This window comes from Arthrobacter sp. 10N410 (genome assembly GCF_056394945.1).
Genome location: NZ_JBFTIP010000001.1, coordinates 258,858 through 272,229, shown reverse-complemented (window position 1 = coordinate 272,229; position 13,372 = coordinate 258,858). Strand labels below are relative to the sequence as shown.

General features: G+C 69.4%; 12 protein-coding genes. 6 read left to right on the top strand and 6 right to left on the bottom strand.

The genetic code is table 11. From position 1 onward, the window contains the following. Positions 1-562 precede the first annotated feature (562 nt). Genes AC1DB8_RS01315 through AC1DB8_RS01305 form a run of 3 tightly spaced genes read left to right on the top strand, consistent with a single transcriptional unit; the run spans position 563 to position 3,673 of the window. Positions 563-2,194, top strand: a complete 1,632-nt coding sequence (locus AC1DB8_RS01315) for a molybdopterin-dependent oxidoreductase (RefSeq protein WP_476891989.1) — start codon at positions 563-565, stop codon at positions 2,192-2,194. A 36-nt stretch (positions 2,195-2,230) separates the two neighbouring features. Continuing rightward, a complete protein-coding gene (locus tag AC1DB8_RS01310) occupies positions 2,231-3,247 on the top strand; it encodes an asparaginase (protein ID WP_441416787.1) in 1,017 nt (338 codons plus the stop codon). A gap of 3 nt (positions 3,248-3,250) precedes the next feature. Further along, positions 3,251-3,673 carry a sterol carrier family protein gene (locus AC1DB8_RS01305; protein ID WP_441416786.1) on the top strand — a complete coding sequence of 141 codons (423 nt, stop codon included), beginning with the start codon at positions 3,251-3,253 and terminating at the stop codon, positions 3,671-3,673. Between the two features lie 49 nt (positions 3,674-3,722). Here the strand turns inward: AC1DB8_RS01305 and AC1DB8_RS01300 are convergent, their stop codons facing one another. After that, the gene (locus tag AC1DB8_RS01300; protein ID WP_441416785.1) at positions 3,723-4,484 is read right to left on the bottom strand and encodes an SDR family oxidoreductase; all 762 of its coding nucleotides are present in this window, start codon (positions 4,482-4,484) and stop codon (positions 3,723-3,725) included. Positions 4,485-4,630: 146 nt separating this feature from the next. On the opposite strand from AC1DB8_RS01300, the gene AC1DB8_RS01295 reads away from it, so the two are divergent. Continuing rightward, positions 4,631-5,557 (top strand): CHAD domain-containing protein, encoded by a 927-nt coding sequence (locus AC1DB8_RS01295; protein WP_476891988.1) that lies wholly within the window; start codon positions 4,631-4,633, stop codon positions 5,555-5,557. Between the two features lie 30 nt (positions 5,558-5,587). Here the strand turns inward: AC1DB8_RS01295 and AC1DB8_RS01290 are convergent, their stop codons facing one another. From AC1DB8_RS01290 to AC1DB8_RS01275, 4 genes are all read right to left on the bottom strand, one after another. Next, positions 5,588-6,763: a zinc-dependent alcohol dehydrogenase gene (locus tag AC1DB8_RS01290; RefSeq protein ID WP_476891987.1), complete on the bottom strand. Its 1,176-nt coding sequence runs from the start codon at positions 6,761-6,763 to the stop codon at positions 5,588-5,590. Between the two features lie 77 nt (positions 6,764-6,840). Next, complete coding sequence (locus AC1DB8_RS01285; RefSeq protein ID WP_476891986.1) at positions 6,841-7,557, bottom strand: HAD family hydrolase; 717 nt, start codon at positions 7,555-7,557, stop codon at positions 6,841-6,843. Next, positions 7,544-7,846 carry a YegP family protein gene (locus tag AC1DB8_RS01280; protein ID WP_441416781.1) on the bottom strand — a complete coding sequence of 101 codons (303 nt, stop codon included), beginning with the start codon at positions 7,844-7,846 and terminating at the stop codon, positions 7,544-7,546. Before AC1DB8_RS01280 ends, AC1DB8_RS01285 begins: the two co-directional genes overlap by 14 nt. A gap of 144 nt (positions 7,847-7,990) precedes the next feature. Next, positions 7,991-9,754, bottom strand: coding sequence for a glycoside hydrolase family 15 protein (locus AC1DB8_RS01275; RefSeq protein ID WP_476891985.1), 1,764 nt, complete (start codon positions 9,752-9,754; stop codon positions 7,991-7,993). A 170-nt stretch (positions 9,755-9,924) separates the two neighbouring features. Between AC1DB8_RS01275 and AC1DB8_RS01270 the strand changes: the two genes are divergently transcribed. Together AC1DB8_RS01270 and AC1DB8_RS01265 are read left to right on the top strand one after the other, a co-directional pair. Next, entirely contained in the window at positions 9,925-10,689 is a 765-nt protein-coding gene (locus tag AC1DB8_RS01270; RefSeq protein ID WP_441416779.1) for a DUF72 domain-containing protein, read from the top strand. A 49-nt stretch (positions 10,690-10,738) separates the two neighbouring features. Continuing rightward, complete coding sequence (locus AC1DB8_RS01265) at positions 10,739-11,821, top strand: App1 family protein (RefSeq protein WP_441416778.1); 1,083 nt, start codon at positions 10,739-10,741, stop codon at positions 11,819-11,821. Here AC1DB8_RS01265 and AC1DB8_RS01260 read toward each other — a convergent pair. Then, the gene (locus AC1DB8_RS01260) at positions 11,818-13,371 is read right to left on the bottom strand and encodes a glycoside hydrolase family 1 protein (protein ID WP_441416777.1); all 1,554 of its coding nucleotides are present in this window, start codon (positions 13,369-13,371) and stop codon (positions 11,818-11,820) included. The genes AC1DB8_RS01265 and AC1DB8_RS01260 overlap by 4 nt on opposite strands. Between the last annotated feature and the right edge of the window lies 1 nt (position 13,372).

Sequence of the window (13,372 nt, the reverse complement as noted above, 5' to 3'; positions counted from 1 at the left end):
CTTTGTGGACCCTGCAGGCTCCTAAGCTGTGACTGTCACCGGACATGCCCACTCCTCACGCCGGATTTGCGCACAGGCCCCGGTTGCAGCGGACATGCCCACTCCACGGGCCCCGGTTCCAGCGGACATGCCCACTCCACGCCGGAACCACTGGACATAACGCGCATATGCCCACTCCTCACGCCCACGGATGGGCATGTGCGTCGCCGGGGAAGCCGCCCAGTCCACACGACGTGCCATTCCGGACCAGAGCTCCACGGGACATGCCCACTCCACGCCGGAACCACTGGACATAATGCGCATATGCCCATCCCACACGCCCAAGGATGGGCATGCCCGTCCCTGGGCGCCGCCCAGTCCACCGGGCATGCCATTCCGGACCCGAGCTCCACGGGACATGCCCACTCCACGCCCCAGCCACTGGACATAATGCGCATATGCCCACTCCTCACGCCCACGGATGGGCATGTGCGTCGCCGGGGAAGCCGCCCAGTCCACACGGCATGCCCATCCCACGCCCCGGCCGGACAATCCGCGGGCTCCGCCGCTCCGAACATCCTGTATGAAGACGCCCAGCACCCCGCAGCCCGGCACTATCCCCCAGCCCGGGAACCAGAGAAGGAAGCGGCCCGCACTCTTCTCCGGCCCCACCGCCCTGGCCGCGCTGGCCGGGGTAGTCTCGGCCAGCGTCGTGCTGGCCGTCGCGGAGCTGATCGGCGCCTTCTTCACGGCCCGCGCGACGCCGCTGATCGCCCTGGGCTCGACCTTCATCGATTTCACCCCGCCGTGGATGAAGGACTTCGCCATCGCAACCTTCGGCACGAATGACAAGGCCGCCCTGTTCGTGGGGATGGGCCTGACCATCCTGCTGCTGGCCTGCGTGCTGGGCATCGTCGCCTTCCGCAAGTGGGCTCTGGGCGTGGCCGGCGTGTTGCTGCTGGGCGCGGTGATCGTGGCCAGTGTGGTGACCCGGGCCAGTGTGGAACCGCTGGACGCCATCCCTTCGCTGATCGGCACCGTGGCCGGCCTGGTTGTGCTCCGGTTCCTGATCAGCAAGCTGTGGCGGACCCGGGAATGGCCGGAGGTGGCGTCGGACCTCGGCGCCAAGGAGCCGGACCGTCCCGCCACCAGCCGCCGCGCCTTCTTCACCGCCAGCGGAATCACCGCCGTCGCTGCCGCCGCAGCTGCAACGGGCGGACGGCTCCTGAGCGCCGCCCGCAGCAACGTGGCCCAGGCCCGCGAAGCCCTGCAGCTGCCCGCCCCCGCCAAGGCCGCCGCCGCCGTGCCCGCCGGCGTCCAGTCCAAGGCCCCCGGCGTCACCCCGTGGCTCACGCCGAACAAGGATTTCTACCGGATCGACACCGCGCTCAGCGTGCCGGAAATCGACGCCCAGTCCTGGGAACTGCGGATCCACGGCATGGTGGAACAGGAAGTGCGGCTCAGCTTTCAGGACCTGCTGGATGCGCAGTTGATCGAATCCCACGTCTCGCTGACCTGCGTCTCCAACCCCGTCGGCGGGAACCTGGCAGGCAACGCCAAATGGCTGGGCATGCCCATTCGTGACGTGCTGAAGATGGCCCGGCCCAAGGACGGCGCGGACATGGTGCTCTCCACGTCCGTCGACGGGTTCAGCGCCTCCACTCCGCTGGAGGTCCTGCAGGACGACCGCGACGCGATGCTGGCGATCGGCATGAACGGCGAGCCCCTTCCGCTGGAGCACGGCTACCCGGTCCGCATGGTGGTCCCCGGGCTGTACGGCTTCGTCTCGGCCACCAAATGGGTGGTTGACCTGGAAGTGACCCGCTTCGCGGACAACAAGGCCTACTGGACGCAGCGCGGCTGGTCCGAGCGCGGCCCGATCAAGACCATGGCCCGGGTGGAGGTCCCCAAGTCCTTCGCCAAGGTCGCCGCCGGAAAGGTCGCAATCGGCGGCACCGCCTGGGCGCAGACCCGCGGCATCACCAAGGTGGAGGTCCAGATCGACAACGGCCCGTGGACGGCGGCCGTGCTCTCGGCCGAGGCCTCCGTGGTGACCTGGCGGCAGTGGTCCTTCGACTGGGAGGCAACCCCGGGACCGCACTACATCAAGGTCCGCGCCACCGACGGCACCGGCGAGGTCCAGACGGACAAGCGCGCCGATCCCGTGCCCGACGGCGCTTCCGGCTGGCAGTCTGTCATGGTCACCGTGGAGTAACCGGGCTGGGCCCGCAACGCACCATAGACTTGCAGCATGCCCTTGAACCCGCATGCCACCTTCACTGTTGAGTCCGCCGTCGAACTGGCAGTTGTTGAACGCAGCGGTTTCATCGAGTCCCGCCACATCGGCTCCGCCGTCGTGATGGCCGCGGACGGCAACGTGGTCACCGAACTCGGCGACATAACGACGCCGATCTACGCGCGCTCCACGCTCAAACCCCTGCAGGCGCTCGCCTCGATGCAGTCCGGCGTTCCGCTGCGCGGCGCCCAGGTGGCGATCGCCTGCGGCAGCCACGTCGGCTCGCTCGACCACATGGACGTGGTGGAGGGCATGCTGAAGGCTGCCGGCGTCAAGGAGGACCAACTCCAGTGCCCCGCCGCCTGGCCCGAGGACGAGACGGCCCGAACCTGGCTGGTTCAGACGGAGCGCGGAAAATCCCGGCTGGCTTTCAACTGTTCCGGTAAGCATGCGGCGTTCCTGTGGGCCTGCACGGAGAACGGATGGGACACGCACAGCTACCTGGAACCCAACCACCCCCTGCAGCAGCGCATCCGTTCCGTGATCGAGGAGTACTGCGGCGAGCGGATCGCCCACCTCGGCATCGACGGCTGCGGCGCCCCGGTGGCCGCGGTGTCGCTCACCGGCCTGGCCCGTGCCTTCTCGCGGCTGGCCAAGGCTCCGGGGGACAACAACTCCAACGCCCGCGCCGCCACGATCGCGACGTCCATGCTGGACTACCCGTGGGCCGTGCAGGGCCGGGGCCAGGCCAACACGATCGTGATGGACGAGCTCGGAATCATCGCCAAGATCGGCGCCGAGGGCGTGCTGGTCATGGCCACCCCGCAGGGCGTCTCGGTGGCGATCAAGGTCCTGGACGGCAACGTCCGCGCCACGACGCTCGTGGGCCTGACCCTGCTCGCCGCCGCGGGCGCCGTCGAGATCCCGGAGGTTTCTTCCGTGCTGGAAAAGGTGGTTGACCCGGTGCTGGGCGGCGGCCGGCCGGTCGGCAAGATCCGGCTCGGCCACGCCGTCTCGGCGCTGCTGGACTAGGCCGTGGCTGTGTCACGGCGCCGGATCCCGGTGGATGAGGGCCGCGCCGCGCTGGCCGCCTGGCGGGACGCCGCCGCGCCCGAGCCCTCCGACGCTGCCGCGCCCGAGCCCTCCGGCGCCGCTGCGCCTGAGGTCCCGGCAGTACCCCGCAATACGCTCGCGACGGCGGTGCGCTACTCCCTCGAGGAAGTCACCGCCCGGGCCCCCGGCAACTCGGTGGAGGTCCGCGTGCCGCCCTTCGGCGTCACCCAGTGCGTCGAGGGCCCGCGCCACACCCGCGGCACTCCCCCTAACGTCATTGAATGCGACGCCGCCACCTGGCTTGCCATGGTCACCGGCCGACTCAGCTGGGCCGACGCCGTCGAATCCGGCCGGGTGGCCGCCTCGGGCCTGCGGGCCGACCTGTCCGGGCTGCTGCCGCTCTAGGCAAGCCGGGTAGGCCAGGCGCCAGCGGCACGAGGCCCGCCCTAACGAGTCAGCCGCGGCCGATGAACGGCATCCCGGCGGCCGTGATGACGAGGGATCCCACACTGGCGGAGGCAGGCATGCCGGCCATCAGCAGCACGGCGCGGGCCGCGTCCTCGACGGGGAACGTCGGCTCCGGCCGGCGGCTGCCGTCGGCCTGGAGCGCGCCGTCGCCTACGCCAATCTCGTCCATTAGCTCCGTCGCGGCGTTGCCGATGTCGATCTGCCCGCAGCTGATGCCGAAGCCGCGGCCGTCGAGGTCAATGCTCTTGGTCAGCCCGGTAATGGCGTGCTTGGTGACCGTGTAGGCCACGGTGCGGGGGCGGGGTGAGTGCGCCGCGATGGAGCCGTTGTTGATGATCCGGCCGCCCTGCGGCGATTGCGCCTTCATGGCCCGGACCGCGGCGGCGGCGCACAGCATGGAGCCGGTCAGGTTCACGGCCACCGTGGCCTCCCAGTCCTCGACGCTGATCTCGTCCACCGAGGCCGCGGGGCCGAACACGCCGGCGTTGTTGAACAGCACGTCCACCCTGCCCCACTGCTCAAGCGCTACGGCGAAGAGCCGTTCGACGTCGCCGGGCCGGGAGATGTCGCAGGGAAACGCGAGCGCCTGCGCGTGCCCGGCCGCGGTCTCCAGCAGCGGTTTCTCCCGCCGGCCGGCCAGCACCACGCGGTAGCCGTCGGCCAGCATGAGCCGAGCCACCGCCCGCCCGATCCCGGAACCCGCTCCGGTGACGACGGCGACCCGGCCGAGGTGGCGCTGGTGTGTCATGCGGGGCTCCTAGGGTGGCGTGGTCGATTCCGGTCCCGGACAGCCTATGCCGAGATGGCACGTCGCGGCAGTGCCCGGGACAAACATTGCCGCGATCTGCCATCTCTCGGCCCTGCAGGGGCTTGCGCCAAGACGTAGAGTGAAGCGTGGCAACCACCGCGGGCGAGGCCTTGCTGGCCTATCTTGGACAGCAGCTCGCTGAACTGCGCCAGCATGCGCCCGGAGTCCGGTCGAAGCAACCCGAAGCCGTCCATCAGATGCGTGTTGCGGCGCGCCGCCTCCGCTCGCTGCTGGCTTCGGGCCGGCCGTTGTTCGACGACGACGCAGTGGAACCGCTCCGCGCCGAACTGCGGTGGCTCTCGGGACTGCTGGGGGCGGCCCGAGACCCTGGCGTGGTCCACGAAAGGCTGGCCACGCTGCTCGCCCGGGAGCCCGAGGCGCTGCGCTCGCTGTCCGGGCCGCAGGGCCCGGCCGCCATCCGGATCGACGAGGAGCTCGACGCACTTGAGGCCGCCGGGTTCGAAGCGGTCCTCGAGGCGCTCGGGAACGAGCGGTACCCCCGTCTGCTGGCGGCCCTGGACCAATTCCTGGCCGACGCGCCCCTGTCGCCGAAGGCCGCCGGCGCTCCCGGGACGAGGTTCGGCAAGCTGGTAGCCAAGGACCGGCGTCGTTTGAAGCGCGCGGTGAAGGCCCTTCCACCCACGGCCGACGACGGCGGCGCCGCCCGGAATGCGGGCCTGCATGAGGTCCGCAAAGCGGCAAAACGGCTGCGGTACTCCGCGGAGCTGGCCTTGTCACTGCCGAAGGTGGCCCCCGATGGATTGGCGCCGGACAGGAAGAAGCGCCGCGGCGCGAAGCGGTTGGCCAAGTCGGCCCGGCGGATCCAGCAGCTCCTGGGCCTGCACCAGGACAGCGTCGTGGCCCGCGAACGGCTGGCCGAGCTGGGCGGCCGGGCGCTGCGCAGCGGGGAGAACGGCTTCAGCTACGGCAGGCTGCACGCCAAGGAAGAGCACCTGGCGGCCGCCTCGGAGCGGGCCTTCCTGAAGCTCTGGAGGAAGTTTCCCGCCCGCTGAGGCGGCCGCGGGGCTCACCGCCAGGTCCGGTCAGGGCTTCAGCACCACCTTGATGCAGCCGTCCTGCTTCTTCTGGAACTTCTCGTACATCGCGGGGGCCTCATCCAGGCTGGCCTGATGCGTCACGAGGTCCATGACACCCAGCGGGTCCGCGTCCGACTCCACCAGCGGCAGCAGGTCCTCGGTCCAGCGCCGGACGTTGCACTGGCCCATTCGCAGCTGGATCTGCTTGTCGAACATGTGCATCAGCGGCATCGGGGAGGCCGTTCCGCCGTACACACCGCTGAGGGAGACGGTGCCGCCGCGCCGGACTGCGTCCAGCGCTGTGTGGAGCGCGGAGAGCCGGTCCACCCCGACGGTCTCGAAGGCCTTCTGGGCCAGCTTCTCCGGCAGCAGCCCGGCCGCGTGCTGGGCGAACGAGGCCACGGGCGAGTCATGGGCTTCCATCCCGACGGCGTCCACCACCGAATCGGCACCCCGGCCCTGCGTCATGGAGCGCAGTTCGTCGGCGACGCCCTTGGAGTAATCCAGGGTCTCGATGCCGTGCCGTTCCGCCATCGCCCGGCGCTCGGGCACCGGGTCGACGCCGATGACGCGCAGGCCGAAGTGCTTGCCGATCCGGGACGCGAACTGTCCCACCGGCCCCAGGCCCATCACCGCGAGGGTGCCTCCCTCGGGCACGTCGGCGTACTTCACGCCCTGCCAGGCGGTCGGCAGGATGTCCGAGAGGAAGAGGTAGCGTTCGTCCGGGAGTTCCGCCCCCACCTTGATGGGTCCGTAGTCAGCGTGCGGCACCCGCAGGTACTCCGCCTGCCCGCCCGGCACGGAGCCGTACAGCTCGGAGAAGCCGAAGAGCGAGGCTCCGGAGCCCTTTTCCTTGACCTGCGTCGTCTCGCACTGGGACTGCAGGCCCTGGCTGCACATAAAGCAGTGGCCGCAGGAGATGTTGAACGGGATGACCACGCGGTCGCCCTTGGCCAGGTTGGTGACGGCGCTGCCCACTTCCACGACGACGCCCATCGGCTCGTGGCCGATGATGTCGCCCTTGTGCATGTAGGGGCTGAGGACTTCGTAGAGGTGCAGGTCGGAGCCGCAGATCGCCGTCGACGTGATGCGCACGATCGCGTCGGTGGGTTCCTGGATCACCGGGTCGGGAACTTCTTCAACGCTCACAGAACGTTTGCCCTGCCAAGTAAGTGCCTTCATGTGCTTGCCTTTCGGTCGCGGTCTGGAGGGGAAATTTGGAAGGAAGAGTCGGAGCGCAGCCCGGCAGGGCCGGTGGGTCAGCTGCCGCGGACGCGCGCGGCCAGCTTGCCGATGGCACTGCCGGCGAGGTTGTCCAGCAGCGCGCGCGGGCTTTCATAGACCTCCACGGCGCCGGCTTCGCGGAGTTCGGCTTCGCTGGTGCCCCCGCAGGTGAGCCCGATCGCCGGGATGTCCAGCTTCCCGGCAGCGTAAATATCCCAGACGGCGTCCCCCACGTATACGGCGTTGCCGGCGGGGACGCCGACGGCCTTGAGCGCCGCGACGAGGATGTCCGGCGAGGGCTTGCTTTCCTTCGCGTCAGCCGAGCTGGTGGCGGCGTGGATGTAGGCGTCGGCGTCGATGGTGTTGCGGAGAATCTCCAGGTCGCGGTCCCTTGCCGAGGACGCGAGGGCGACGGCGAGACCGGCGTCGAAGCATTGCGCCAGCAGGTCCCGGGCGCCGTCGAGCCGCCGGAGCGAGGGCCAGAAGGTGGAGAACACCGCGGCGTGGGAGGTCATGATGTCGGCGTCGCCGAACGTGTCGCGGTCTTCCGGCAGCAGGCGGTCAAGGATCCTGTCCCCGCCCATTCCCACCGAGCGGTGGATGCTGGCCATCGGCACGTCGTAGCCGGCCTGCCTGAAGGCCTGCCACCACGCGAGCGTGTGGATGTAGGAGGAGTCGACCAAGGTTCCGTCGACGTCGAAGAGGACTGCGGCCTGGTGCTGCCCGGCCGACGACGGGTCAGTGGTGGGCACGGGTGCGCTTCGTGGCCGCCAGGGTGCCGCCGGAGAGCGAGGAGCCGCGTCCCGTGCCGCCGCCGGTCCGCCGCTTCGCCAGCGAGGCCATCACTGCGGACTGGCCGTCGCCGCTGCGGTCCCGGATCAGGCCGGTTCCGGCGATCTCCCGCGCCTGGGCAATGCCCGCCACGGCCGCGCGTTTGGTGGGGAACGTGACCGAGACGGCCATCAGGCCGCCGGCAGCGTCCATCATCCGAATCCGGTAGCCGCCGTCGGGCGCATCCACGAGCTCGAAATATCCAGCCATTGCATACTCCTTCAATCCTGCACCCCGTGCGGGGATATTAGTAAGTATACTTATCTAAGCTCTGGAGGAAAGTCCGGCGGCCGGTCCCGGTCCGGCGGATTTCGCCGCCGTCAGCCGGTGCCAGGACACCATTGGAGCATGCCGTCAGTGGCCGTCGGCCTGCAGTTCGAGTGCGCTGCGCACCAGTGCGAAGTGGCTGAAGGCCTGCGGGGTGTTCCCCAGTTGGCGCGCCTCCTGAACGTCCCATTCCTCGCTCAGCAGCCCGACGTCGTTGCGCAGCGCCAGCAGCCGTTCGAACAGCTCCCTTGCCTCGCGGCGCCGGCCCGCACCCAGCAGCGCCTCCACCAGCCAGAACGAACACGCGAGGAAGACGCCTTCGCCGCCCGGCACGCCGTCGTCGCTCTGTTCCTGCCGGTAGCGCAGCACAAAGCCGTCATGGGTGAGCTCCCGCTGCACCGCCTCGATGGTGCCGACCACCCGCGGATCATCCGGAGCCAGGAACCCCACGCGCGGGATCAGCAGCAGGCTGGCGTCCAGTTCGGGCCGGCCGTAGGACTGGACGAAGGTGTTGCGTTCGGCGTCGAAACCGTTGGCCATCACGTCGGCGTGGATCGTGTCGCGGAGCGCTTCCCAGCGATCCGCCGGGCCGGGGAGGCCGGAATCCCGGACGCCCTTGACCATGCGGTCCGCCGCCACCCAGGCCATCACCTTGGAGTGGGTGAAATGCCGGCGCGGTCCGCGCATCTCCCAGAGACCGTTGTCCGGCCGGGTCCAGGCGGTCTCCAGATGCTCCATCAGCGCCACCTGGACGTCCCAGGAGTCATCGCCGTCGTGCAGCAGTGAACTCCGGGTCAGGGCCAGGCAGTCCAGGACCTCGCCCCAGACGTCCAGCTGCAGTTGCCCGGCTGCGGCATTGCCGATCCGCACCGGCGCCGACCCCTCATAGCCGGCCAGCCAGTCCAGCGTCATTTCCGGCAGCCTTCGCTCGCCGTGCAGGCCGTACATGATCTGCAGATCGGCCGGATCCCCCGCCACCGCGCGCAGCAGCCAGTTACGCCACGCGGCGGCCTCCTCCGAGTAGCCCGAGGCGAGCAGGGCCTGCAGCGTCAGGGTCGCGTCCCGCAGCCAGCAGTAGCGGTAGTCCCAGTTGCGTTCCCCGCCGAGCTCCTCCGGCAGCGACGTGGTCACGGCTGCCACGATGCCGCCGGTCGGGGCGAAGGTCAGGGCCTTGAGGGTGATCAGCGAGCGCAGCACGGCATCGCGGTACGGGCCGGTGACCCGGCACTTGGCCGACCACTGTTGCCAGAACGATTCGGTGGCTTCAAGCACGCCTTCCGGATCCACCTTGCGCGGGCGGCCGAGGTGGCTGGGTGCCCAGGTCAGCACGAAGGGAATGCGCTGGCCTGCCTTGACGGTGAAGTCGCTGGCGGTCTGCATGTGCTCGCCCCGGAGCGGGGCCTCGGTGACCAGGTATGCGGCGTCGGGGCCGGCCACGGCGTGGATCCCGTGCTCGTCGCGGCGCACCCAGGGGACGATGTGGCCGTAGTCGAAGCGCAGGGCCAGCTCGCCGCGCATCCGTACCGTGCCGCGGATCCCCACCACGATCCGCACGATGTCCGCCGCGCCGTCGCGGGGCGACATGAAGTCGATCACCTTGACCTTGCCCTCATCGGTTTCCCATTCGGTTTCCAGGATGAGGGTGTTCTTGCGGTAGTGCCGCCGGGTGCATTCGCCGCCGGACGCGGGCGCGAGCAGCCAGCGGCCGGCCTTGGGGCTGTCCAGCAGGGCGTTGAAGCAGGCCGGCGAGTCGAAGCGGGGCAGGCACAGCCAGTCGATGGAGCCTTCCGTGCTGATCAATGCGGCGGTGTGCAGATCGCCGACCATTGCGTAATCCTCGATACGTGCCATGGGTCTTACAGTGCCACACGCCGTGCTGGCGGCCGAGGACGACGTGGCAGATTGCGGGGCGGATTGCGGGGCGGATGTCGCTGCGCGGGCACCGGATGTCGCTGCGCGGGGCAACGGGTTCCGCTGCGTGGGGGCTGGGACGGGCGGCCTGCCGGCACTAGGATCCCAACATGCCGGAACAGGACTACGGGGTACACCGCCACGGCGTGGCGCACATCGGAACCAGCGGCTGGAGCTACGACCACTGGGAGAACGTGCTCTATCCGCCCGGGCTGCCGGCACGGGACCGGCTGGCCCATTACGCATCGCGCTTCACCACGGTGGAGCTGAATGCGAGTTTCTACCGCTGGCCGCGGGAGAGCTCCTTCGCCGGGTGGCAGCGCCGCCTGCCGGAGGGCTTCACCATGTCCGTCAAGGCGCCGCGGGGCCTGACCCACGGCAAGAAACTCTACGGCCCGGAGGTCTGGGCGGAGCGGATCACCCGCTGCTGGCACGAACTCGGTGACAAGCGGGCCGTGCTGCTGGTCCAGCTGCCGCCGGATTTCGCGCGCGACGACGCCCGTCTGGGCTACTTCCTGGCCGCCCTGCCGGAGTGGATCCGCGTGAGCGTGGAGTTCCGCCACCCCAGCTGGGACCACCCGGCGGTCTATGAGCTGCTCGAACGGCACGGCGCTGCCTACTGCGTCATGAGCGGCGCGCAGCTGCCGTGCATCCTGCGTGCTACCGCCGGGTTCGTCTACGTCCGGCTGCACGGGCCCGACCGGGACCACCTCTACGCCGGCTCCTACTCCGACCAGGAACTTGGCTGGTGGGCGGAACGGACCCGCGAGTGGCTGGCGTCGGGCAAGGACGTCTACGCCTATTTCAACAACGACGGCGGCGGCAACGCCGTGCGCAACGCCACCAGGCTGCGTGAACTGCTGGGCGACGCCTGACCGGCGGACCAATCGCCGGCAGGACGCGCCGCTGTGGGAGAGTGGAGTTATGGAATTGGCCTCGCAGGAACCAGCGCAGCAACCGCAGCCGGACAGGAAAGTCTCGGGCAGCCAGGCCTTCCGGCTGGCCCACTGGGTCTCGGACTCGGTCAACCACCTCCGCCTGAAGGCAGCCAGGCGCTGGAAGTTCAGCCCGCAAACCATCGCCTACCAGGGCTACGGCTCCACCGAGTGGGTCCGGGTACTGGGCCGCGTCCTGCTCACGAGCAAGCCCACACCCGGCAGCCGGGCGGAGCAGGCGGCGCAGAACGGCAACCAGAATGTCCGCGGCTGGCGCGCGTTTACGTCTGTCCCGATCCAGTTCATTGAGGTGGAGATCGAGATCGGCGGCATCACCACCCGGGTGCATGCCGACCGCGGTGGCATCGTGGACACCGTGGTCCCGGTTTCACTTACGCCCGGCTGGCACCGCGCCGTGCTGCGGGCCGAAGGGACCGAGCCTGCGGAGGCGATGATCTATGTCATCTCCCCGGACACCACCCTTGGCATCGTCTCGGACATTGACGACACGATCATGGTCACGGCACTCCCCCGGCCGTTCCTGGCCCTGTGGAACACCTTTGTGCTCAACGAACGGGCCCGGATGGCGACCCCGGGCATGGCCGTCCTGATGGACCGGCTGCTGGTGGAACACCCCGAGGCGCCGGTGATCTACCTGTCCACCGGCCCTTGGAACGCCGCCCCGACGCTGGCCCGCTTCATCACGCGCAACATGTACCCCTCCGGAACCCTGCTGCTGACCGACTGGGGCCTCACCCACGACCGCTGGTTCCGCAGCGGCCAGGAACACAAGCGCCGGAACCTGGAACTGCTGGCCAAGGAGTTCCCCAACATGCGCTGGCTCCTCTTCGGCGACAACGGCCAGCACGACGAGGCCATCTATTCGCAGTTCGCCCGGGAGCACGGAGACCGGGTCGCCGCGATCGGCATCCGCCAGCTCTCCACCGGCGAGGCCGTGCTGGCGGGCGGACATTCCGAGACCGGCGACCACACGGGCTCCAGCGTCCCGTGGGTCTACTCGCCCGACGGCGCCGGCATGGCCAAGCGCCTGCAGGAGCTGGAGATCCTCTAGCCGGCCGCCGGGGCTTCGGCCGCGGTTCCTGCTTCGGGGGTTTCGACGTCGGCGGTGGCGCTGTCCGCCGTGCCGCCGTCGCCCGCGACCATCGCAGCTGCCCCGGCGTCCCTCTTCCGGGCCGCCATGAGCTCCCGGATCCAGTAGTAGGAGGCCTTCGGCGTGCGGATCATGGTGTCACGGTCCACGTGCAGCAGGCCGAACTGCTGCTTGTAGCCGGCGGACCATTCAAAGTTGTCCAGCAGCGACCACACGTAGTAGCCGCGCAGCTCGATCGACTCTGCGGAGCCGCCGGGTGAGGTCGCCTCGATGGCCGCCCCGATGTGCTCGGCAAGGTACCGCACGCGGCGCTCATCCGGGACGATGAGGCGGCCTTCGGCGTCGTGGATCTCCAGATCCTCGAAACTTGCGCCGCCCTCGGTGATGTAGACCGGCGGCAGTTCCGGGTAGCGTTCGGCCATTTCCGCGAGCGCCACGGCCATGTAGTCGGGCTTGATCGGCCAGCCGTAGGCGGTGATCTCGGTGTCCGGGAAGCTCTCGATGTGGAACGGGGTTCCGGACCCGCCGCCGTTGAGGTCATTGCCCATGGCCTCGGCCATGCCCTGGGGCACGGTGCCCTCGCCGGGTCCGGCCGCCACCCGGGTGGGCATGTAGTAGTTCAGCCCGTAGAAGTCCAGCGGCTGCGAAATCAGTTCCATGTCCTCGCTGGACGGGCTGAAGGAGGAGAAGAAAGTGGCGGCCCTGATGGCGTCCGGATACTTGCCCAGCAGCACCGGGTCCGCGTACAGGCGGTTCTGGGCCATGTCCATCAGCCCGGCGCTGACCTTGTCCAGCGGGTTGGCCGAGGCCGGGACCATCGGTGAATAGACATTGGTGAGGCCGATTTCACCGGGCACCTTCGCCGCCCGCAGCGCCTGCATCGCGAGCCCGTGGCCCAGCAGCTGGTGGTGGACGCTCGGCAGCGCCTTGAGCATGTGCGCTTCGCCCGGGGAGTGCACGCCCAGCATGTAGCCGTTGGCACTCACCGTGGCCGGTTCGTTGATGGTCACCCAGCGGGCCACCCGGTCCCCGTAGGCCGCGGCGGCGATGGCGGCGAATTCCCCCAGCCGGTAGGCGGTGTCCCGGTTCATCCAGCCGCCGGCCTCGTCCAGCTCCAGCGGCGTGTCCCAGTGGTACAGGGTGGCCATCGGCGAGATCCCGTTGGCCAGCAGCAGGTCGATCAGGCGGTCATAGAAGTCCAGGCCCTTGGGATTCACCGGACCGCTGCCGCCGGGCTGGATGCGGGGCCAGGACAGCGAGAACCGGTAGGAATCGATCCCCAGCTCCTTCATCAGCGCCACATCTTCGGGCATCCGGTGGTAATGGTCGCAGGCCATGGCGGGGCTGTGATCATTGACGATCGAGCCCGGGGTAGCCGCAAAGACATCCCATCCCGAAGGTCCGCGCCCGTCCTCGTCCAGCGCCCCCTCGATCTGGAAGGCGGCGGTCGCCACGCCCATGGTGAAATCGGCCGGCAGCAGAGCGGCCAGATCGTGGGCGGAAGCATTCATT